General features: G+C 46.6%; 20 protein-coding genes and 1 riboswitch. Of the genes, 1 reads left to right on the top strand and 19 read right to left on the bottom strand.

The genetic code is table 11. From position 1 onward, the window contains the following. Positions 1–90 precede the first annotated feature (90 nt). The 17 genes from IGJ12_RS16620 to IGJ12_RS16700 form a co-directional block, all read right to left on the bottom strand. Entirely contained in the window at positions 91–1,332 is a 1,242-nt protein-coding gene (locus IGJ12_RS16620; protein WP_008381725.1) for a peptidase U32 family protein, read from the bottom strand. 13 nt (positions 1,333–1,345) lie between these two features. Beyond that, positions 1,346–2,266: a peptidase U32 family protein gene (locus tag IGJ12_RS16625; RefSeq protein ID WP_430619219.1), complete on the bottom strand. Its 921-nt coding sequence runs from the start codon at positions 2,264–2,266 to the stop codon at positions 1,346–1,348. A gap of 269 nt (positions 2,267–2,535) precedes the next feature. Continuing rightward, positions 2,536–5,016, bottom strand: a complete 2,481-nt coding sequence (locus tag IGJ12_RS16630; protein WP_008381720.1) for an ATP-dependent Clp protease ATP-binding subunit — start codon at positions 5,014–5,016, stop codon at positions 2,536–2,538. Between the two features lie 5 nt (positions 5,017–5,021). Then, the gene (locus IGJ12_RS16635) at positions 5,022–5,489 is read right to left on the bottom strand and encodes a CtsR family transcriptional regulator (RefSeq protein WP_005230319.1); all 468 of its coding nucleotides are present in this window, start codon (positions 5,487–5,489) and stop codon (positions 5,022–5,024) included. 223 nt (positions 5,490–5,712) lie between these two features. Continuing rightward, positions 5,713–7,716, bottom strand: coding sequence for a Stk1 family PASTA domain-containing Ser/Thr kinase (gene pknB / locus IGJ12_RS16640; protein WP_430619220.1), 2,004 nt, complete (start codon positions 7,714–7,716; stop codon positions 5,713–5,715). Continuing rightward, positions 7,713–8,453, bottom strand: a complete 741-nt coding sequence (locus IGJ12_RS16645; RefSeq protein ID WP_005230317.1) for a Stp1/IreP family PP2C-type Ser/Thr phosphatase — start codon at positions 8,451–8,453, stop codon at positions 7,713–7,715. Before IGJ12_RS16645 ends, pknB begins: the two co-directional genes overlap by 4 nt. 14 nt (positions 8,454–8,467) lie before the next feature. Continuing rightward, on the bottom strand, positions 8,468–9,826 hold the full coding sequence (rsmB, locus tag IGJ12_RS16650; protein ID WP_086332808.1) for a 16S rRNA (cytosine(967)-C(5))-methyltransferase RsmB: 1,359 nt from the start codon (positions 9,824–9,826) through the stop codon (positions 8,468–8,470). Continuing rightward, on the bottom strand, positions 9,816–10,769 hold the full coding sequence (gene fmt / locus IGJ12_RS16655; RefSeq protein ID WP_042890360.1) for a methionyl-tRNA formyltransferase: 954 nt from the start codon (positions 10,767–10,769) through the stop codon (positions 9,816–9,818). Before fmt ends, rsmB begins: the two co-directional genes overlap by 11 nt. After that, on the bottom strand, positions 10,762–11,253 hold the full coding sequence (def, locus tag IGJ12_RS16660; RefSeq protein WP_005230314.1) for a peptide deformylase: 492 nt from the start codon (positions 11,251–11,253) through the stop codon (positions 10,762–10,764). Before def ends, fmt begins: the two co-directional genes overlap by 8 nt. 10 nt (positions 11,254–11,263) lie before the next feature. Beyond that, a complete protein-coding gene (gene priA, locus IGJ12_RS16665; protein ID WP_315044193.1) occupies positions 11,264–13,666 on the bottom strand; it encodes a primosomal protein N' in 2,403 nt (800 codons plus the stop codon). Positions 13,667–13,794: 128 nt separating this feature from the next. Further along, a complete protein-coding gene (rpoZ, locus tag IGJ12_RS16670; RefSeq protein ID WP_005232977.1) occupies positions 13,795–14,100 on the bottom strand; it encodes a DNA-directed RNA polymerase subunit omega in 306 nt (101 codons plus the stop codon). Positions 14,101–14,105: 5 nt separating this feature from the next. Further along, positions 14,106–14,720 (bottom strand): guanylate kinase, encoded by a 615-nt coding sequence (gene gmk, locus IGJ12_RS16675; RefSeq protein ID WP_005230308.1) that lies wholly within the window; start codon positions 14,718–14,720, stop codon positions 14,106–14,108. Positions 14,721–14,844: 124 nt separating this feature from the next. Further along, positions 14,845–15,126, bottom strand: a complete 282-nt coding sequence (locus IGJ12_RS16680) for a hypothetical protein (protein WP_005230307.1) — start codon at positions 15,124–15,126, stop codon at positions 14,845–14,847. 13 nt (positions 15,127–15,139) lie between these two features. Further along, on the bottom strand, positions 15,140–16,024 hold the full coding sequence (locus IGJ12_RS16685) for a YicC/YloC family endoribonuclease (RefSeq protein ID WP_194188616.1): 885 nt from the start codon (positions 16,022–16,024) through the stop codon (positions 15,140–15,142). Positions 16,025–16,051: 27 nt separating this feature from the next. Beyond that, positions 16,052–16,267, bottom strand: a complete 216-nt coding sequence (locus tag IGJ12_RS16690) for a YdbC family protein (RefSeq protein WP_005230288.1) — start codon at positions 16,265–16,267, stop codon at positions 16,052–16,054. Further along, on the bottom strand, positions 16,260–17,924 hold the full coding sequence (locus tag IGJ12_RS16695; protein ID WP_087664446.1) for a patatin-like phospholipase family protein: 1,665 nt from the start codon (positions 17,922–17,924) through the stop codon (positions 16,260–16,262). The genes IGJ12_RS16690 and IGJ12_RS16695 overlap by 8 nt, the downstream gene beginning before the upstream one ends. A gap of 75 nt (positions 17,925–17,999) precedes the next feature. Beyond that, positions 18,000–18,716 (bottom strand): class A sortase, encoded by a 717-nt coding sequence (locus tag IGJ12_RS16700; protein WP_005232974.1) that lies wholly within the window; start codon positions 18,714–18,716, stop codon positions 18,000–18,002. A gap of 231 nt (positions 18,717–18,947) precedes the next feature. Here IGJ12_RS16700 and IGJ12_RS16705 point away from each other — a divergent pair, with 231 nt between their 5' ends. Further along, positions 18,948–19,736, top strand: a complete 789-nt coding sequence (locus IGJ12_RS16705; RefSeq protein WP_005232973.1) for a hypothetical protein — start codon at positions 18,948–18,950, stop codon at positions 19,734–19,736. Positions 19,737–19,791: 55 nt separating this feature from the next. Here IGJ12_RS16705 and thiT read toward each other — a convergent pair whose 3' ends face one another. After that, positions 19,792–20,364: an energy-coupled thiamine transporter ThiT gene (gene thiT, locus IGJ12_RS16710; RefSeq protein ID WP_008381706.1), complete on the bottom strand. Its 573-nt coding sequence runs from the start codon at positions 20,362–20,364 to the stop codon at positions 19,792–19,794. A gap of 52 nt (positions 20,365–20,416) precedes the next feature. Continuing rightward, positions 20,417–20,518, bottom strand: a riboswitch (TPP riboswitch). Positions 20,519–20,699: 181 nt separating this feature from the next. Next, a complete protein-coding gene (locus tag IGJ12_RS16715) occupies positions 20,700–21,674 on the bottom strand; it encodes a ribose-phosphate diphosphokinase (protein WP_008381705.1) in 975 nt (324 codons plus the stop codon). Between the last annotated feature and the right edge of the window lie 84 nt (positions 21,675–21,758).

The raw sequence follows: 21,758 nt of genomic DNA on the forward strand, positions 1-21,758 counted from the left end.
TGTTGTTTCCTCCTTAAGATTGTCTATGTTCTCATCGATCCTTTTTGGCTGGATTGATTCAACAAAAAAAGCCGAGAGAAACTCTCGACCTTATTTTTTCTTCCGAATCATGTCTCCGACTTCCACCGGTTCTTTGACCGGCATCGTCAGCAGCATCATAGGATTTGGTGCACGATCGATGGATTCACCGTCTTCATTATACATGACTTCGACGGTTTGGTGAAAGTGATGGAATCCGGGACCGTAAAATTCGATTTCATCGCCGACGGAAAAGTGGTTCCGTTGCCGGATCGTAGCTGTTTTCGTTGCCGGATCATATGCCATGACTTCCCCAATAAACTTGTATTGTGGAATTTTCCGACGTGGACCAAACAACTGCTCATTTTCACTCGGGGTATCATAGTAAAAGCCTGACGCAAGCTCGCGCTGCGCAACTTTCCACAGTTCATCGATCCATTCTTGTTTGCAGACATAGTTCTCTGGATCGGCCATGTAACTGTCCACGGCTGCTTTATAAACGTTCGCCACGGTTGAAACATAGTGGATCGATTTCATGCGGCCTTCGATTTTGAAACTATCCACACCGTTTTCAATCAGATCAGGGATATGTTCGATCATCGACATATCCACGGCACTCATGGAGAATTCTTCTTCCACTGTCCCATTCTTGGTCAAACTGTTTCGTTCCGTTGCAAACGGCATGTCAAACAGATCATATTTCCAACGGCAAGATTGCGAACAGCCGCCGCGATTAGCGTCTCGCATCGACATATGATTGGACAAAGTACAACGGCCAGAATACGAAATACACATGGCGCCATGAATAAAGGCTTCGATCTCCACGCTGGTATTTTTGCGGATCTCAGCGACTTCCTCCATCGACACTTCCCGAGCGAGGACGACCCGTTCTAGGCCTTCTTCTCGCCAAAATTCCAACGTTTCATAGTTCGTGGCACTGGCTTGGGTGGACAAATGGATCGGTAGACCCGGCGCTTCTGTTGCGCAGATCTGGATCAAAGCGGGATCAGAAACAATCACGGCCGAAATACCGACATCTCGCAATTCCCGAAAGAACTCCCCTGCACCTTCTTGATTGCCCTCATGAGTCACCATGTTGGCTGCTACATAGACTTTTGCGTTGTGGGCTTTGGCAAAAGCTACCCCTTCCGCCATTTCTTCATAGGTAAAGTTTCCCGCGCGACTCCGTAGGCCATAGGCATTGCCGCCGATATAGACAGCGTCAGCGCCATAGTGGATCGCTGTTTTTAATTTTTCTAACGTACCAGCTGGTGCTAACACTTCTGGTCGTTTCAATGCTTGTTTAACGGTCATTTGTTCTTGCTCCTTACTTGATATCGTCAGGATCGATGGCATAAAATCCAGTGTCTAACCCACGTTCTGCCGGATGAAGTTGGGCAACATGTTCACTGAGCACAGCAGCTTGCTCTGCTTGCCACTCCCCACTTTCCACAAGGCTCTTGGCTTGGGCAAACAGTTTAGCAATTGCCACAAAGGCTGCCCCTCGTGTATAGATTCCGTCCAACTTCCAGGTTTGAAAGCCTGTTTCGGCTAATTCCGCCAGCTGCAGCAGCAAATTAATGTCGTTATTGGCAAAAATGTGCGTACCGTGGCTATCTTCATAAATGGAATAGTGGGTTTCTTCTTTTTTCGGTTCGGATAAAAACAACCCCCGGTCATGGTTCTTTTCTTCCGATTGTTGGGTATAGTTATAATAATTTTGTAAAAGCGGACGCTTCGATTGGTGAATGCAGGTCGCACCATAAACCAATACTTCCACAGGAATATTTAGTTGCGGGGCCATGATTTTCATTTCCTCGAAAGGAACTTCTCGCGCTAAAACGGCTGCCCTTGCCCCTTTTTGTCCCCAAAAATTGATTTGACGAGCGCTTGTTACTAAGGTTTCCCCTGCATAGATAAATGGCAAGGCACATTCTGGATTTTGCTTCATGCGGTAAATGATCCCAGGATCTCCGAGAGCGATTTGATCGGCTTGATTGGTCTTCAGAAATGCTAGGTATTCTGGAATCAGCTTCATTTTTTCTGGGTGCATGATGCCATTGACCGCGATCGTCACTTTCTTTCCAGCTTCGTGGGCCATGTCGATCAGTCTGATTTGCTCTTCACGAGAAAAAGAGGCCGGTAGGCGCAGCCCAAATGTCTCTTCTCCAAAAAACAATGCATCAACATAAGGGATCAGCTGCTGTGCTTGCTCGATCGATTCCACCGTGGCGATAATCTCAACCATAATACTCCTCCTTTTTTCAACTCATTCATAGTATCACACAGCAGGATTCTTTCCAAGAGGTCTCGTTACTCTTTTTTTCACGAATAGCGCTTTGCTCATTAATCAACCGTTGTCATAAAGCTATTTAGAAGGATATTTTTTTGTGAATCATCAATCATAATCAGTGGAGACTTCTTGATCACTACTAGACATAGCAAGACAAAAAAGCGGCGTTCCTATGGATGCCGATTGCTCGACCATAGAAACGCCACTACCGTTATTGGCTCGACTTAAACTTGTTGCAAGACCCGTGCTTGTCCCTCTTTGACATTGAGGGTGATCGATCCTTTGGAAGCACCGATCGTCACTTTGTCACCTAAATGAATTTGTCCTGATAGGAGTGCTTCACTTAAACGGTCTTCGACTTCTTTTTGCAAGGCCCGACGAATCGGCCGTGCCCCATATTCTGGATCAAAACCAGCTTTACCGATCACATCAATGGCAGATGGCGTGATCTTCAATTGGATGTCTTGATTGCCTAATCGTTTGATGATCGCTTTGCTCATGATCTTCACGATCTCGTGGATCTCCCCTTCACCTAAGGATTGGAAGACTACTGTTTCATCCACACGGTTCAAGAACTCTGGACGGAAGGCTTTTTTTAGCTCTTCTAATATCCGTTTTTGCATCGCTTGGTGATCTTTCGTTAAATCAGTGACATTGAAACCAACGCTTTTTTCTTCGCGGATTTGTTGAGCACCGATATTAGAGGTCATGATCAAAATCGTGTTGCGGAAATCGACCTTCCGACCTTTGGCATCCGTCAAATGACCATCATCTAGCACTTGCAAGAGGATATTGAAGACATCGGGATGGGCTTTTTCCACCTCGTCCAATAAGATGACGGAGTATGGTTTTGAACGGATTTTTTCCGTCAATTGCCCACCTTCATCGTAGCCGACATAGCCTGGCGGTGAACCGATCAAACGGCTCGTGCTGTATTTTTCCATAAATTCGGACATATCGACACGAACCAAGGCATCTTCACTACCAAACATCGCTTCTGCTAAGGCTTTGGCAAGCTCGGTTTTCCCGACACCGGTCGGGCCTAAGAACATGAAGGAACCAATTGGACGGTTCGGATCTTTCAACCCACTGCGGGCGCGGCGGATCGAACGAGCGACTGCCTTGACTGCTTCTTCTTGGCCAACTACCCGTTGATGCAAGATCTTTTCAAGATCCAACAAGCGTTCGCTTTCTTTTTTCTCCATCTGCTGCAAAGGTACGCCGGTCCATTGGGAAACGACCGTAGCAACATCTTCTGCAGTAACACTATCGGCATAGCCTGATGCTTCTTTGACTTCCATAAACGCTACTTCCGTCAGCTGTTGGGTCAATTTCTTTTCCTTGATCCGTAAACGAGCTGCTGCTTCAAAATCTTGCTGACGAATAGCGGCTTCTTTTTCTTCGATCAAGTTGGCGATCTCGTTTTGCAGATCTGCCAATTCTGAACTTTCATCGGTTTTGTCTAAACGCACTTTGGCAGCTGATTCATCCATCAAATCGATGGCTTTATCTGGTAATTGGCGCGAATTGATGTAACGCACGGACAGTTGCACAGCGGCGTGTAACGCATCATCAGAAATTTCCACCCCATGATGTTCTTCATAACGAGGACGCAAGCCCCGTAAAATTTCTTCCGCTTCTTCTGGTGTCGGTTCGTCAACTTGCACCCGGGCAAAACGGCGTTCTAATGCAGAATCTTTTTCAATGTATTTTTGGTACTCATCTAGTGTCGTGGCACCGATGGTTTGCAATTCCCCACGGGCTAAGGCTGGTTTCAGAATATTCGAGGCATCAATCGCCCCTTCTGCTCCGCCGGCCCCAATCAGTGTATGCAATTCATCAATGAATAAGATGATTTGACCATCTTGATAGATCTCATCAATGATTTTTTTCATTCGGTCTTCAAATTCCCCACGATATTTCGTTCCGGCAACTAAAGCCCCCATGTCCAGCATCATCAAGCGTTTGTTTTGCATGTCTTCTGGAACTTCCCCATTGATGATTTTTTGGGCTAAGCCTTCGGCGATCGCGGTTTTCCCAACACCAGGTTCCCCCACGAGAACAGGGTTGTTTTTGGTCCGACGGCTAAGGATCTGGATCAGGCGTTTGACTTCTTTGGCACGACCGACAACAGGATCCAACCGTTTTTCACGGGCTAATTTGGTCAAATCACGGGCTAAGGAATCCAAGGTCGGTGTTCCTTGCTGCGCTTTGGCTTGGGCTGGACGACGACGACCAGCACTTCCGTTGGTTTTGCTTTCATTGAAGCCCATTTTTTTCTTCAAAAGCTGACGCATTTTCGCGAGACTCAAGCCGAGATTCAGCATGATTCGAGAAGCCAAAATGTCTTCATCTCTTAATAAGCCTAATAATAGATGTTCAGTACCGATTTGTGGTGCCCCTAAGCGTTTGGCTTCATCCCCTGCATAAGCAAATGTATGTTTTGCTCGTGGTGAATACGCGAGATAGGCGTTTTCTGGGTATTGACGGACAGTGCCATACCCTGTTAAATGTTCGATTTCTTCACGAATATCATTTTCTGTGATATTCATTTCCCGCAAGGTTTTGCCGGCAATCCCGTTTTGTTCAATGACCAATGCCAATAGAATATGTTCAGAACCTACTGCTTGGTGCTTAAAGTATTTTGCTTCTTCTTGGGCGATAGCCAAAACGGCTTTCGCGCGTTGGGTGAATAATTCATCCATCTCTTTCACTTCCTGTCTTCGTAACTTAATCGTTCTAGAATTGCATGGAGCAAATCAGCTCGTGTTCTATTTTCATAAGGAGAACGTCCTAGAACTGCTTTCGCGATGACGGTCAATAATAAGTTGCCTTCTCGCTTGGACAGGATTCCTTCCTCATAAAGTTTCTGGATTATTGCATATGCATCTTTTTCCGAGATGGTTTCATCGAATAGTTGATTCATTTCTTTTAAGTAGTGGTGGCTGTCCGTGATTTTGACTTTTTCGATCCGAATATAGCCGCCCCCGCCGCGTTTGCTTTCAACCGCATAGCCTCTTTGAACGGTGAAGCGGGTATTGATCACGTAGTTTATTTGTGAGGGCACGCAGTTGAACAAATTTGCCATTTCCGCGCGACGAATCTCAATGGTTTCACTATCTTCAAGAATTTTCTTCAAATATGCTTCAATCAAATCGGAAGTATTGTGATGACTCAATTCATTCCCTCCCTTGACTAATTCTGACCTTCATTATACCCAATTTTTGAATCCTTGGAAAGATGTACGCTTGCACAAATGGCAGGACTAAAGGAAATTTTAAAGACACCTGTGCCTCACTATAAGGTTTAGAAACAAAAACAAGCAGCTGGACGGGGAACAAAAAGAGAATTCTTTGGTCCCCGAAGGCTGCTTGGTTAAAGTATTTGGTTTTAGCTAGTTTCTAATCACTTTCTGAGCTACTTTCACTCGTAGCGCTTGAATCAGAGGAATCATCTGAACTACTGCTTGGCGTCGATGAGGACGAATCATCTGGTTCAGGTCCTCTAGAGATCGTGACCGTTACAGTAGAGCCAACTTCGACGGAGGTTCCAGCACCTGGAGAGACACGGACAACATGTCCAGCTGGTACCGAGTCATTATAGCCGTCCTCTTCCTCAAAAGTCGAGTCCAATCCCGCTTCATTCAAGTCTGCTTCTGCATCGGCTTGGCTTTTCCCAACGATTCTTGGTACATTGACCATTTCCTGCCCACTGCTGACCGTCAAAGTGATGGTCGTTTGGGAAGTCACCACCGTTTCACCTGTTGCGGGTGCTTGGGCGATGATCGTGCCTGATGGTTGACTGCTGGATTGATAGTTCACTTCGATCTGTGATCGGTCGACACCACGAGAAGTCAATGCTGCTCGTGCATCTGCCTCTGTCATGCCATAATAGTTGTCCATTGCGAAGCTATCTGGTCCGGAGCTGACCTTAAAGGTGATTTCGTCTTCTGCTGGGGAAACTTCCCGCCCTGCTGCTGGTGATTGACTGATAATATCCCCTTCATCGACATCATCTGACGACTCTAGCTCTTCTTTGATTCTGTCTTCATCAAAGCCCAAATCGATCAACTCTTTTTTGACATCATCAAAGGAGCGACCTTCATAGTCATCAAGGGTGATTTTCTTGGTTCCGCTACTGATGTAGAGGGTCACGACGGATTTCTTTTTGACTTCATTGCCTTCTGGCGGATCGGTCTTGACGACATTGCCTGCTTCGACTTCATCGTCTTCGATTTCTTCTACCTCGTCTGCCACTTGTAAGCCAGCGGCTTCCAGTTCGGCCCGGGCGGCCGCTTCTGTCTGGCCGTTGACTTCAGGAATCGCTACATCCCCCCGACCACCGCCGAATAGGAAGTAACTGCCTATGCCTAGCAGTGCGATCACCATAATGACCGGCAGCAGCAGCCAGCGTTTGCGTTTTTTCTTTTTTGGTTTCGCTGATTCTTCGGCTTGATCCGCAGCCGTTTCTGCCACGGGTTCTTCCACTGGCGGCGTTTCAACTTGGGCTGCTTCTACAGGGGTCAGCACTCTCGTTTCATCCATCAGGGCATGAGGTTCCCATCTCGGTTCATTGAGTCGATCAGGTGACAATACAGTATCAAGATCCGCTCGCATTTCATCGGCAGTTTTGTACCGATCCGCCGGTTCTTTGGCGGTCGCCTTCAATACGACGTTTTCCAGCGATTGCGGAACATTTTTGTCATAGATCCGAATCGAAGGGATCTCATCTTGGAAATGTTTCAAGGCGATCGTTACGGCTGATTCGCCATCAAAAGGTACTTTGCCGGTTAAAATTTCATAGAGAATGATCCCAATCGCATAAATATCTGATTGATTGGTCGCCATACTGCCTCGTGCTTGTTCTGGTGAAAGATAATGCACCGAGCCTAGCATCGAGTTAGTTTGGGTGATCGATGTTTCTGATAGGGCGATCGCGATCCCAAAATCGGTGATTTTCACCACGCCGTCTTCATTGATCAGCACATTCTGGGGCTTGAGGTCCCGGTGAATGATGCGGTGTTGATGGGCCAGCGCTACCGCTGATAAGATTTGTTGGATGATATCAACGATCTGCAAATAAGGTACTGGATAGTGCGTTTGGATATAGCGCTTGAGATCCATCCCTTTGACATATTCCATCACCAAAAACTGCATGCCGTCTTCTTCGCCGACATCATAAACGGTTACGATGTTGGGATGAACCAGCTCAGTCGCCGCCAATGCTTCTCGTTGAAAGCGCCGAATCGCACTTTGGTCGTTTTGGAAGTCAAAACGAAGCACTTTGATTGCCACTTCACGGTCTAAGATCAAGTCATGCGCCAAAAACACATTTGCCATTCCGCCGCTGCCGATATTGCCGATGATTTTGTATCGGCCGTTTATCTTCTTCCCAATTTCGATCATGGGCGCTCTCCTCCAACTTTAATCAATAATACCGTGATATTGTCGACACCGCCGCGTTCGTTGGCTTGATCGATCAATGATTGCACTGCTTCTTCCAGCACAGGGGTTTCTTGGATCGTTGCTGTGATCTCTTCATCTGAGACCATGTTGGTCAATCCGTCTGAACACAGCAGCAAATAATCCCCGTCTGCAATAAAGTGGATCGCCACATCGACTTCGACTTCGCTTGGCATGCCGATCGATCGGGTCAAAACGTTTTTGCGAGGATGATTCAAGGCCATTTCTGCTGTGATTTGTCCTGACTTCACCAATTCATTGACCAGTGAATGGTCCTCTGTGATTTGGGTCAGCACTTGATTGCGTAAAAGATAGGCACGGCTGTCCCCGACATTGGCAATCGTAAACTGGTCGCCTAATAAGGCCACAGCAATGATCGTGGTGCCCATGCCGCTAAGTTCTTCTTGTTCTTGTCCTTTTTGGAAAATCACTTGGCTTTCTGCTTGGATTTTTTGGATCAGCCATTGGGCAGTTTTTTCACTGTCTGTCAGCTCTGTCTGTTCCCAAGCGGTGCCGATCTCACTGACTGCTTGACGGCTAGCGACATCTCCGGCCCGGTGGCCCCCCATGCCATCGGCAAGCAAGGCCAATGTCACATTGGCTTTATTTACATAGGTTGCTGCAAAATCTTGGTTTGTGTTGCGACGTTTGCCGACATCTGTTTGAAAACGAATCTCCAATTTCTTTCACCTCGTTACTTTTTGCGTAGACAACTGATAAAAAAGCCATCTGTCATAAAATCTTGCGGATAGATCGTCAACATATCCTCTTGAACAGCTTCGGCTGCCAGCGGTCCTACCGCAAGAGGCATTTGCTCAAATTCAGGATGGTCAGCGAGAAACGCTGCCACGACTTGTTGATTTTCTTCCTCTAGAATCGTACATGTGCTGTAGACCATTATACCCGATTTTTTCAAGGTTGGGGCGGCACTTTCCAAAATCTCTCGCTGAATCCGCGGCAAGCGTTGGAAATCGGCCTCCGTCTTGCTGTATTTGATGTCCGGCTTACGGCGCATCAACCCTAATCCAGAACAAGGGGCATCCACTAAGATGCGATCAAATTGTTCGGGGGCAAAGGTTTGAGCCGTCTCTCGGGCATCCATCACGCGGGTTTCCACAACTGCTTCTACGCCTAAACGTTGGGCATTTTGCTGAATCAGCTTAACTTTATGGGCATGGATATCCAGTGCTGTCACTTTGCCGCCCTCTGCGGCAGACAAGAAGGCAGCGATATGGGTCGTTTTGCCTCCTGGTGCGGCGCACGCATCCAATACTTGATGGTCCCGGGCTACTTGTAAAACGGGGGCAACCAGCATCGAACTTTCATCTTGGATCGTCAGTAAGCCTTCTTTGTAGAGGGAAGAGCCCGCCATAAAGCCTTTGTCAGCCACAACCCCATAGGGGGAAAGCTCACTTGGTCGTGCGTCAATGCCTTCTTCTTGCAGCCGTTCGATCGCTGCTGCTTGCGAGATGCGCTGCAGATCGATACGACCACTGGCATGATTGGGTTCAAATAGGGCATAGCCTAGCTCACTGGTTTCTTCGATCCCAATTTGTTTGACTAGTTTCTTCGTTAGCCATAAGGGCAGGCTGATTTCCGTTGCTAAACGTTCCATTGGGTCTTTAATCAATGCCAAGTCTGGCACTCCTTGTCGTTGGATCGTGCGCAGCACGCCATTGACGAATTTACCAGTCCCCGGATTGCCTTTGGCTTTCGCAATATCCACGGCTTCATGAATGATGGCATGGGCGGGTACTTTATCGAGATACAGCATCTGATACAAGGAAAGCCGCAGCAGCGTTTTGACCCACGGGTCGACTTTGCGGGCATTTTTAATAAACCGGTCCAAATAATAATCCAATAAAAGCTGACGACTGATGGTGCCGTACACCAATTCAGTCAGTAAGCGACCGTCCTTGTCATTTAAACGCCCTTGATTCATCAATTCCCGCAGCAGTAGATTGGAATAAGCACCTCCTTTTTCGATTCGCAACAACGCTTCTAGTGCCACAAAACGCACTGTATATTGTATGTCTCCAAGATTACGCTTCATAGGTACCTACCTGATCCCCTTTTTGAATCTGTTGTCCACTGCCGTTTAAGAATGCAGCAATGTCTTGTCGGCCTTTTCCAGCTGGCTGCAATTCATCGATAGCCAATACCGTGCCTTCCCCACAAGCGATCAGCAACGTTTTTTTCGTCCGTTCAATGATCGTTCCTGGTTCGGCTGTCGTCGTTTGCTCCAGCGGTGTTACTTGCCAAAGTTTCCAGCGGTTGCCATTTTGTGTCGTAAAGGCGATCGGCCATGGTCGCATGCCTCGGACTTGGGCATCGATTTGCACCGCCGTTTTCTGCCAGTCGATGGCTTCTTGTTCACGGCTGATATTTGGTGAAAAGGTGACTTTTGCTTCTTCTTGCGGGACAGGCTGCAGCTCTCCCGACAAGATTTTCGGCACAGTTTCCAGCAGCAAGTCTTTGCCTAATAGGCTCAACTTATCAAACATCGTCCCCACATCATCTTGGGCCGTGATGGGCAAATGAGCTTGAGCAAAAATACCGCCAGCATCCATTTTTTTGATCATTTCCATGATGGTTACACCCGTTTCTTGCTCGCCTTCCATGATGGCATAATGCACAGGTGCTCCGCCCCGATATTTCGGTAGTAGGGACGCATGAACGTTGATAGCGCCATACTTCGGTACTTCTAGTAAAGCACTAGGTAAAAATTGGCCGAAAGCTGCCGTGATCAGCAGATCAGGTGCTAAAGCTTGAATTTGCTCCATTTCTGGTGACCCACTGATTTTTTCTGGTTGTAAAACCAACAAGCCATGCTTCAACGCCGCTTCTTTGACGGGTGTCGGAGTGATGGTTTTTTTGCGACCGACGGGACGATCCGGCTGTGTCACGACTGCTGCCACTTCATAGCCGGCTTCAAGCAAGCCTTCTAAAATTGGGACGGAAAACGCCGGGGTACCCATAAAGACGATTTTAGTCATTTTCATGTTCCTCCATATACTTTTCTAAGTCTTCTTCAGGAATGCGTTCGACGAGCTTGTCGACAAACAGCACGCCATTTAAATGATCGATCTCATGCTGCATCGCACGCGCCAAGTAGCCGAATGCTTCCACTTCCATTTCTTCTCCTTCTCGATCGAAATAGCGGACAGTGATCTCGTCTGCTCGTTTGACGGTCCCAAAGGTGTGGGGAATACTCAAGCAGCCTTCCACATCAAGGGATTCACCAGAAGAAGCGATGATCTCAGGGTTGATCATTTCAAAGCGATCGTCTTCTTCGACTTCCACGATCGCCACTTGCAGGTTTTTGCCGACTTGCGGTGCGGCAATACCGATCCCGTCATGGGCGACCATCGTTTCATAAAGGTCGTCTAGTAGCTGAACGAGTTCATCGGTAATTACTTTGACGGGTTTTGCTTGCCGACGAAGACGTTCATCGGGGGTGATAATAATAGGATAACGCATATTTTCTCCTCTAAATAAAATTCAACGGCTCTTGGTCAATCGATACGTACAATCCTTTGCGCTGATCGATTTGACTTTGATCCAACAGACGGGTCAACAAAGCAGGTAGCTGCGGTTCATTTTTGTATTTAATGATCAATTGGTAGTAATAGCGGTTTTTTACCCGCAAAATCGCACTTGGTGCCGGACCCAACAAAATACTTCGCGGTGACAGCTCCTGCTGCAGATCTCGCGCGATCGCAAACATCTTCTGAGCGGCGACTTGCTCTTCGGGATGGCTGCAGGTGATTTTGACGGTGAAATAGTACGGTGGATAACCGCTTTGGTGCCGCATCCACATCTCTTTTTGATAGAAATCTTCGTAGTCTTGCGACTGCGCCAATTGGATGGCGTAGTGCTCAGGGTTGAATGTTTGGATCACCACTTCGCCGGTTTTTTCTGCCCGACCTGCCCGACCACTGACCTGAGTCAGCAGCTGGAACGTCCGTTCACTCGAACGAAAATCTGGCAAGTTCAAGGCGGTATCGGCATTCAAGACCCCTACCAGTGTGATATCAGGGAAATCCAAGCCTTTGGCGATCATTTGGGTCCCCAACAAAATATCCGCTTTTTTCTCCCCAAACAAGGTCAAGATTTTTTCGTGGGCGCCTTTTTTGCGGGTGGTATCGACATCCATCCGTAAAACCCGCGCTTCGGGAAACAGTTCCTTCAACTCTTCTTCCACTTTTTGCGTGCCCGTTCCGTAATAACGAATCTTGTCTGCATTACAGTTGGGGCAACGATGGGGGATGTGTTCTTCATGTCCGCAATAATGACAGCGCATCGTTTTGGTATCCATATGGAGCGTCAAGGAGATGTCGCAATTTGGGCAAGGCAAAACATACCCACAATCGCGGCACATCACGAAGGAAGAGTAGCCGCGCCGATTCAGCAGCAAGACGATCTGTTCTTTCCGGGCCAAGCGGTCTGTGATTTTTTCCTGTAACGGACGAGAAAAAGTTTGATACTTTTTATTGGCAAATTCGGTACGCATATCCACGACTTCGATCTGCGGTAATTGCGCACTGGTTTTTGCCCGCTGATTCAATTTCAATAAGCGGTAGACTTCTTTTTGGGCCCGAGCACGAGATTCTAATGACGGCGTCGCACTGCCTAACACCACTGGACAGTGATGGTACTGGCTGCGCCAAATCGCTAAATCTCTCGCATGATAACGAGGGGCTTCATCTTGCTTGTAGGAAGCTTCGTGCTCCTCATCGACGATGATGACCCCGATGTTTTTCAACGGAGCAAAAATCGCCGAGCGGGCGCCAACCACCACCTGCGCCTCCCCACGTTCGATCTTACGCCATTCATCGTATTTTTCACCTTGGGACAAGCCGCTGTGTAAAACAGCCACTGCGTCGCCGAGACGGCTTTTAAAGCGTTCGACCATTTGCGGGGTCAAAGCGATCTCCGGTACGAGCATGATCGCGGTTTTGCCTTGTTTCAGCAATTGGGCGATCGCTTGCAGATAGACTTCTGTTTTTCCACTGCCGGTGATCCCTTCCAGTAAAAAAGTCTGCGCCTCTTGGTTATCCGCACAAGCAGTGATTTGCGCTACTGCAGCTGCCTGTTCTTCATTTAATTCAAGGGGGACCGTTTTTTGAAATTGACGGTCTTTGTAAGGATCACGGTAGGCTTCAACTTCCGTAAAAGTCAGCCAGCCAGCTTCTTGTGCTTGGTTCAAAGCCGCGGTGGAAATCCCTTGTTCGGTAAAAAAGGAAACCGGCAAGCGGGCTTCCTCTGTCAAAATCTGTAAGATTTCCAGCTTGCGTTTGGCCCCTTTGCGCAGCTGTTGCTGAACGGCGGGGATTTCTGCTGGCTCGATCTTACGTTCAATATAACGGGTCATTTTCGCTTTGTTTTTATTTTTCACGAGGTACTGCAGTTCAACTACTGCGGCTTCCCGCAAAGGCTTCAACTGCGGCAGCAGCCCTGCACTTTCGGCGGCTTGCCAGCTGAGGATGCCGTCTTCGGGAAAATATTCTTTGATGGGATGATTTCCTTCGAGTAAAACGATCTGCTTTTGGTACTCGGCTTTCATCACACTAGGCAGCATCGTCTGCAAGCAAGTAATCTTAAAGGCAAAGGTCGTTTCCTTCATGTAGTCGGCTAATTGGAGAAGTTCTTCATTGACGACAGGCGACAAATCCAACAAACGAACGATTGGTTTTAAGGTCTGTTGCGGTTCGGCAACTTCTGAAAGCCCGACGACGAACCCTTGGATATGGCGGTCGCCTTTGCCAAATGGCACTTCGATCCGCATTCCTGTCTCAATGGCGGCTTGTAATTCTGATGGGATCAGATAAGTAAAAGGCTGATCGGTCTGCATCGTGGGAACATCCACGATCACTTCTGCTATGTACGCCATCTCTTCTCCTCCTTTTAGGTTCTATTTTACTAAATGGGCTGGGGTTTGTCTGTACCCCTTACAAAAATTTAACCATCGCCATTCAAAAGAAAAAGCCAGAACACAGGCGTGCTCTAGCTTGCTTTTGTCTATAGCTTTTGTTCGTCGCGGATACGCGCTTCTAATTCTTTTTGTTCTTGGTCTTTTTGCGCTTTGCGCTCTTCTTGTTCCATTTTCAAACGGGCCCGTTTGATTTCCGGATGCGGATCATTAACGACTAATTCCGCTTCGATTTCTTCAAGCGCTTGACCCACGCTTTTCACTGAATCAAAGTTTTCTAATGTTGCTTGCGCACCGGCATCAAGTTCATGCGCCCGTTTGCTTGCTAAGATCACTAATGAATATTTTGAGTTGACACGATCCAACAAAGAATCGATTGAAGGTTTTAACATCATATTTCTTACAGCTCCTCTAACATTTTGATATAGGTTCCGATCACTCGGTCAACGCGAAAATGTTCACTCGAAATAATTTCGCGAATTCGTTGGACTGCCTTAGGTACTTCATCATTGACAACGGCATAATCATACAAAGCCATCATTTCGATTTCTTCACGGGCGACACGCATCCGTTCATCGATCACTTCGGCAGAGTCGGTTCCTCTTCCTGTAATACGAGAGCGTAATTCTGCCAGATCAGGTGGCGTCAGAAAAATAAACACACCATCGGGAACTTTGTCTTTTACTTGTTTTGCCCCTTGCACTTCGATCTCTAAAAATACATCTTTTCCTTGATCCAGTGTTTGTTGGACATAAGATAATGGGGTGCCATAATAATTGCCGACATATTCGGCGTATTCCAGCATTTCACCGGCTTCGATCAAGGCTTCAAATTCTTCCCGCGTGCGGAAATAGTAATCGACCCCTTCCACTTCCCCCTCGCGTTTTTGACGAGTGGTCATTGAAACGGAATATTGAAAATCGTTGTCGTCACTCTCAAAAATTGCTTTGCGCACGGTCCCTTTCCCTACTCCGGAAGGTCCTGATAAAACTATAAGTAATCCTCGCTCTGACATAATGACGTCCTTTCACTGACATTTGCTTAACGTCTATTTTGCACTTTTTTTCAGCAACTTTCAAGAACTACTTTATTATAATGGGAATTTCATGAAATTGCTAGTCTACACTTCGGCTGCTTTCTTAAAAGCCCATGTTGCTTAAGGTATTGATGACCCCTGCTAATTCGTCTTTGGCAGTGATCGCTTTTTCGGTCGGATCCGTCACTTCTTGGCAATCGATACGCACGATGTACCGACGATTTAAAGAAACAGCTACGCCATCAACTAGTAGATGAAGAAAATCCGGCTCGATGGCTACGCAGGCATCTTCCCACGCAGAGAAATTCTCTTTATCAGAGGGAATACTGCGCTTGATGACATTTTTTCCGCTCAGTTCGTGAAAGGTGATATCGTAATATTTCATTGGTTCATTCCTCCTACTCGATGTTTTGAACTTGTTCTCTGATTTTCTCAATGATCGTCTTCATTTGGACGACACTGTTTTTGATTTGGATCGGACTTGATTTTGAGCCAATCGTATTGACTTCTCGGTTCATCTCTTGGATCAAGAAATCCAGCTCTCGACCTATCGGCGTCTCAGCTGCCAGCAGCTCCGTCATCGTCGTTAAATGGATACTTAAACGATCCAGTTCTTCGTGGATATCGCCGCGTTCCAATAAAATCGCCAACTCTGTCAGTAAACGATCGCGCTCGACTTCTTCCCCTAGATAGGCAGTCAGTTTCTTTTCAAAGCGTTCTTGGTAGTCCGCTTCATAGAGGGTCACGAATTGTTTGAGTTCTGTTAGTTTTTCCTGCAGCAGTCGCTGATTTTCTTGTAAGATCTGCAGAATGCCTTGCCCTTCCACCCAGCGGCTTTGGTCGATCGCTGCCAACGCTTGGTCTAATGCTTCCATCACGCCATCGGCTAAGGTGCTTTCTTCTGGCTCTTGATCAGAGATTGTTAGAAAAGCCTCATGGAGCAGGAATTGTTCCAGCAATGCTGCTTTTGGCAGCTCTGCTAGGTCAAAACGGTCTTTGGCTTCGGTATCGATCTCCTGCATGAAACGTTCCAGCAAGTCCCATTGGATCTCGATCTGTTTCGTATTTGCGGTTTTTTCTTTTAACGTCACATACAGTTCGATCCGCCCCCGCTGGAGGGTCTGCTTGATCGACTGCCGTAAAGCACCTTCTAGAGGATTCAATTGTTTGGGCATTCGCAGCTGCAGGTCCAAAAAGCGCTGATTGACACTTTTGATCTCAATTTCGATCTGCACATCTGGCGTTTCTGCACTGCCTTTGCCAAAACCAGTCATACTTTTCATTTGATCACTCCTTACCCTTTTGCTTTCTTACATGGAAAGCAGGGCTTTTTTAAGTTCTGCAAATTCTTCATTGGATAAGGTCACGCCTTTGCCCATCTTCTCGTGCTCTGGACCCCAATCTCTCAGATCAAATTTTGGCGGACGCCCATTCCAGCTCACCAAATTCAATTCTTTGCGCCAGCCTCTTTGATTTTCCGAAAGCACGGCGATCTCTTCGACGATTTCATACGAAAATTTATCCATTTTCTGCTCCTTTCAAAAGATAGTGACTATACGCTGCCATCAAAGCAGTCAGCGGGTAACGCCGGCGAATCTGCTGAATGGCGGGCAGATTCAATTGCTGCGTCCGATAAAAAAAGAAAAAGCGGTTTTGCTCGGACAAGACAAAAAAACGGTCGCGATAATAACTCAGCCACTCTGTGATCGACCAGGCATCGGCTTCTTCCACTGCCTTTAGCGCAATTTTCTCAGCTAAAGCCGTTAGAATCGTTTCCTGCTCATAAATCACCGTAGGCGCTAGATACAATACTTTCGCGGTACACTCTATCAGTATACGCCCCCACTGCTCAAATGGCACATCCTGTTGATAGAATTTACGCATTTTTTTCCAAAATTCTTTTTTCTTTAGTTCCTGATAAAGCAACGGGTCTGTCTGGCGTAGCTCTTTCAAAAAGCCCCGCCATAACGGCTGAAAATCAACCGTCTTTTCAAAGGTATACCAATGGCCTTGGTATTTGCCGAACACTTTCAAGGTTTCCAAATAGCCCAAGGTCATATTATCCAGCGAACGCTGGGCATCAAAAACCAAAAAGCTGCCTAAGGACCAAGGAGACCCTAACGAAAGTTGCGCAGTTTCTTCCGTCAAAACCGTCCTTTTATTGATGCCGGGTCCTTGGACATCCACGGTGATACATTCCGTTGCCCCTTGCTGTAGAGCGACATCGATGGGCAGGTTATTGCGATAGCCGCCATCGATATAATAGGCATCATTGATTTTTTGCGCCTGCATCGCTGGATAAAATGAGGCGGATGCCAATAACCAATGCAGGTTTTCTTCTACTGCTGATGGATCAAAGGCATAAACCGTCTCCTTGAAATCTGGCAGACGAGTCGTACAGATCAGCAAACGACAAGCAGTTTGGCTGAATTTTTCTTGATCAAAGGTCTTTTGCAAAAGCTTTGCCAAGGGTTCGGTACTGGCGCCGTTGCTTTTGACCGCTTCACGGACCAGCGAGTTGGCTTGATTCATCAAATCCCGCAGTGTTTGGGCTCGTACCGAAGCAAGCGGATAGTGCAATACTTGCTCGCTGGAGATATTTGCCCATAAATCGACGGCCGCTTCCACATCGTTCATTAAAATCAAGGCACCATTCAACGCACCGACGGAAGTTCCCGTGATCCATTCAAAGGTGATGCCCCGTTCTTGCAGCGCTTGCCAAACCCCGATTTGATACGCCCCATGAGCACCGCCACCGCCTAAAACCAGCGCCGTCTGATAAGCTAGCGCTCTTTGATACCCTTGAGGGACCACCTGATACCCTTGCTGGATAAACCACTCAGCCAAGGGGGGCCGATGAGGAAGCTGCCACAAGACGGCTGCTACAAAGCGACTGCGGGCGAAGCTTTCTGTCACGGCCAGCAGTTGTTTCCAAGTAAACTCGGCGGCCGCTTCCACCAGCAGATTGGTGATAGTCAGTGTCTTTTGGTCAAAATCAAACTGCCCGGCAAGGTAAAAGCGGCCATAACGGCTGTCGATCTGCCAGCCCTGCTGCGCCATGTCGGCAAGAAATGCTCGTCGCGCTTTTGAGTGCGACTCAAAAAAGGAAAAGACCAGTCGGCTTTCTTGAAACCCTGCCCTTTGTGCAAGAAAATCGATCGAAGTCAGTTTTTTCACTTTCATCAAGACGCCTCCTTATGCAAAAAAGAATAGACGAATGACACGCCAGCTGCCGTACCACTCGAGCTATTCTTTTGATTAAAATGTTCGTTGTGCCATGTTGAATGCTGCCAACATCTCATCCGTTGCTTCGTCGACAGGCGTTACAGATTCCAGATCACCTTGGATCACACGACGGGTGACACCGCCCATTTCCCCACAGGTGATCAGCGTGATCATTTTGCGGCCTTCTACTTCGTCAAGCAAATAAACATCGGTCGGGTCGACCCGCACAGAAGAAGTCGCAGTATACGTGTAAATATTTTCCAGATCGGTCACATAGATAGCCGCCCCGATCGCGACATCATCCAATGGCGTAAACAAAAGCTCTGGCGATTGAGCGCGATGGCTAGCTAACGCGTAATTGCCTTCCCCCATTTTTTGGGTGGGACTTAACGTACCAGCACCATACAGCAAGGCCTCGTTGGCCAAGCCTTTAAAAATCGGCAGATTGATCCCAACACTGGGAACCGCCACGCCGCCGATCACTGGCAAAGCTTTGTTGCTCAGCTGCGCCCGTAAGACTGCTTCTGAACTTGCCGGCTCCACGGCATCAAAATCAAAGGTCGCTTCCGCTTCCATATTTTTTTCGACCTCACTACGATCAATGGTGCCGACTGCGTATGCTTCACCTGTTTGTTTAATAAAATAATTTTTGATTTGATTATTAAAAATCAAGGCTAAACCAATCAATAACAGCACAAGCAAAAAGAGATTGCTCAGCCAATTCGAAAGTCTGCTTTTCTTTTTTCTCATAGGTTCTCGTCTCCATTAGTTTCTTCTTTTATCATACCAAAATCCTCATAAAGACGCCAATTTTGGCCAGTTTTTTTACGAAAAGACAAGATTTGCCTTTTTTTGTCGAAAAAGGGAACTTAAAAATTGTTTTTTCTGTTATTTTGTAATATAACTTTAAACGAAAAGATACAAGCAATTTTCAGCGCTTTGTTGTAGAATGAACTTAGTATATAGGAGGGATCGATCGGCATGTCTAACACGATTTACGTACATATTGATACAACCAGCAATGCCGTCTTGACCCGCGGGCTTGCCCCCCAAGATTTTAACAAGAGCATCGTCCATCAGCCCAAGAATTTGCTCTTGCTTGATCCTTCCAGTGATTTCGGTGAATTCGACGGTCATACGGGCTTAAAAGTGATACGCGGAATGGAAGATGTCCAACTGTTTTTTCAGCAAATCAACAAAGGTCGCATTGCCGAAGAAATGAAGTGGATCGATTTTAATGATTACGAGATGGTCAAAGAATTGACGCCTTTAGAGATCTCCGAATTGTTATATTTTGGCCACATGAAGACACACCTCCACTCCCCTTTCTTTTACAAACTGCAAAATAACTTTGTTTTCTTTGACTTAAAAGATGCTCGTTCCCGCGTTTATTATCGTTACTTAGATGAATATTACCGGATCTTGGCGGATCGGATCACCCGCATCGTCTTAGAAAAAATCAATGATCGCCTCTCCTTTTTTAAAAAAGCAACACCGGTGGAAAAACTCGATTTTAATTTGCTGAAAGAGTTGCGGGGAATCATGCAAGAAGGCATCGTCTTCTGTCTGACACAAGAACAACTGATCGATAAAACTTATACGATCCCAATCTATCTGTCAGAAGATGCTGGCTTGAAAAGCACATTGGTCAATCAAAAAGAGTTAGATCAAATTGCAGTTTTGCGCTACTCAGCCAGCAAAAAAAACTGGTCGTTGGAAATTGATCAAGAAGATTTGGCTTTTGGCTTTTTCGACAAAAAAATGTCTTGATGCTTCTCTTTTTCAAAGAGCATCAAGACATTTTTTGATGGTTCCATTTCTAAAACTAAGCTTTCGGCACAAATAATTTCGGGGCTGCCTTGACTAAGAGACCTAATACAACGCCCACATAAACGATATTGATAATGACCGATGTTCCATTGAAGATCAAGGAATACAGATACGGGCTTTGTCCTTCTGGTGCGTACATTCCCCAGACAAACACCCCTGCCCAATAATGCCAAAACCAACGGCTAATCACCGCCACGATGCCCCCTAAGACGACATACCACGTAACGGTTTTGCTGTTTTGACGGATCGCTTGCTGGATTTTATTAGCAAACAAGCCGCCCATCCCGCCAAAAGCAAAGGCAAAGGGGTATTCAAAGATGATCTGTGGAACGGTGATAAAGTTACGCATGGCGCTACCAATCAAAATATTCAGCAAGCCCCACATAAATCCCGCCGTCATTCCCGGTAGCACCCCGCGACGATACGAATACAAGACCAAGGGCACGAGCCCTAGAGACAAGTCGATACTGGAATTGGCTGTCTGGATCGGGATATACGACAAGACGACCCCGATCGCAGCAATCATCGTTCCTTCCGTCCACACTTGCAGCGACATTTTTCGTTTCAAAAAAAACTCCTCCTTTAGAATCATCACAATTCACAAAGGAGAAGTGTTAGACACTTCAACTCGTCACAATTCCTACGTTCGCATGATCGAAACAGGTACGAAGGGTTTAGAGTACTCTCATTCTCAGCCTTTGCAGACTCCCCTTTGTGATTAGATTCTATTTTATTTTGTGCTTGCGTTTCGCAAGTCACTTTCAAGAATACCATAAATTGGTGAAAAGAAACATGACTGCGATCGTTTTTTCTAAAAACATCCTGAAACTCCTCAGAAAAAAACAACCAATGAGCGGTTAAAGACCGACCATTGGCTGTTGTTCTCATGCTTATGAGGCACGATTAAATTGATAATTTTGATTCAAACAGTGGACTTACTGGTTTGTTCTCATGGATTCGTTTGATCGCTTCGCCCATCAAGGCACCAACACTGATCTCATCGATTTTTTTCGACTTACGGTCTTCTGGCAAGTAAATCGAATCTGTCACAACTAGATGCTCAATGGCCGAATCTTCGATTCGTTCCAAGGCAGGTCCTGACAAGACAGGGTGAGTACATGAGGCGTAAACACTTTTGGCACCTGCTTGTTTCAACGCATTCGCAGCCAATGTGATGGTACCAGCAGTATCGATCATATCGTCGATCAAGACACAAGTTTTGCCTTCAACATGACCAATGATATTCATGACTTCCGCTACGTTGGCTTTCGGACGACGTTTGTCGATGATCGCGATTGGTGACTTAAGAAACTCAGCTAATTTGCGGGCACGAGTCACGCCACCGTGGTCTGGTGAAACGACTACGACGTCATCGCCTTGAATGCCTCTTTCCAAGAAGTAGTTGGCGATCAATGGTGCACCCATCAAGTGGTCAACTGGGATATCAAAGAACCCTTGAATCTGTGAAGCATGCAAATCCAGTGTAACCATACGGTTCGCACCGGCTTTTTCGATCATGTTTGCTACAAGTTTTGCGGTGATTGGTTCTCTTGATCGCGCTTTGCGGTCTTGTCTTGCATAACCATAATAAGGCATTACTACATTGATCGTCTTCGCACTGGCGCGCTTCAAAGCATCGATCATGATCAGCAATTCCATTAGGTTATCGTTTACAGGGCTGCTGGTTGATTGAATCACGTAGACGTGGGCACCACGAATACTTTCTTCAATATTCACTTGGATTTCACCATCGCTAAATTGTTTGACTGAACACTTACCTAATTCAACACCTACTGCAGCTGCGATTTTTTCCGCCAAAGGACGATTTGAGTTCAGAGAAAAAATCTTCAATCTTGGATCAAAATAATGATTTGACATGAGAACCTCCACTTTCTTTGCGTTCATCTAGAAAAAAATGACTCCTTTTTACTAGAATCTTCTTCCTAATAAATAGTAGTCATT

The sequence above is a fragment of the Enterococcus sp. DIV0802b genome, from assembly GCF_050543535.1.
GTDB classification, from domain to species: Bacteria; Bacillota; Bacilli; order Lactobacillales; family Enterococcaceae; genus Enterococcus_D; species Enterococcus_D entomosocium.

Bases quoted from the DNA above. Each gene is read 5' to 3' on its own strand.
- IGJ12_RS16620 (WP_008381725.1), bottom strand. From the start codon at position 1,332: ATGACCGTTAAACAAGCATTGAAACGACCAGAAGTGTTAGCACCAGCT.
- IGJ12_RS16625 (WP_430619219.1), bottom strand. From the start codon at position 2,266: ATGGTTGAGATTATCGCCACGGTGGAATCGATCGAGCAAGCACAGCAG.
- IGJ12_RS16630 (WP_008381720.1), bottom strand. From the start codon at position 5,016: ATGGATGAATTATTCACCCAACGCGCGAAAGCCGTTTTGGCTATCGCC.
- pknB (WP_430619220.1), bottom strand. From the start codon at position 7,716: ATGATCGAAATTGGGAAGAAGATAAACGGCCGATACAAAATCATCGGC.
- rsmB (WP_086332808.1), bottom strand. From the start codon at position 9,826: ATGAAGCGTAATCTTGGAGACATACAATATACAGTGCGTTTTGTGGCA.
- fmt (WP_042890360.1), bottom strand. From the start codon at position 10,769: ATGACTAAAATCGTCTTTATGGGTACCCCGGCGTTTTCCGTCCCAATT.
- def (WP_005230314.1), bottom strand. From the start codon at position 11,253: ATGCGTTATCCTATTATTATCACCCCCGATGAACGTCTTCGTCGGCAA.
- priA (WP_315044193.1), bottom strand. From the start codon at position 13,666: ATGGCGTACATAGCAGAAGTGATCGTGGATGTTCCCACGATGCAGACC.
- rpoZ (WP_005232977.1), bottom strand. From the start codon at position 14,100: ATGATGTTAAAACCTTCAATCGATTCTTTGTTGGATCGTGTCAACTCA.
- gmk (WP_005230308.1), bottom strand. From the start codon at position 14,720: ATGTCAGAGCGAGGATTACTTATAGTTTTATCAGGACCTTCCGGAGTA.
- IGJ12_RS16680 (WP_005230307.1), bottom strand. From the start codon at position 15,126: ATGAAATATTACGATATCACCTTTCACGAACTGAGCGGAAAAAATGTC.
- IGJ12_RS16685 (WP_194188616.1), bottom strand. From the start codon at position 16,024: ATGAAAAGTATGACTGGTTTTGGCAAAGGCAGTGCAGAAACGCCAGAT.
- IGJ12_RS16690 (WP_005230288.1), bottom strand. From the start codon at position 16,267: ATGGATAAATTTTCGTATGAAATCGTCGAAGAGATCGCCGTGCTTTCG.
- IGJ12_RS16695 (WP_087664446.1), bottom strand. From the start codon at position 17,924: ATGAAAGTGAAAAAACTGACTTCGATCGATTTTCTTGCACAAAGGGCA.
- IGJ12_RS16700 (WP_005232974.1), bottom strand. From the start codon at position 18,716: ATGAGAAAAAAGAAAAGCAGACTTTCGAATTGGCTGAGCAATCTCTTT.
- IGJ12_RS16705 (WP_005232973.1), top strand. From the start codon at position 18,948: ATGTCTAACACGATTTACGTACATATTGATACAACCAGCAATGCCGTC.
- IGJ12_RS16715 (WP_008381705.1), bottom strand. From the start codon at position 21,674: ATGTCAAATCATTATTTTGATCCAAGATTGAAGATTTTTTCTCTGAAC.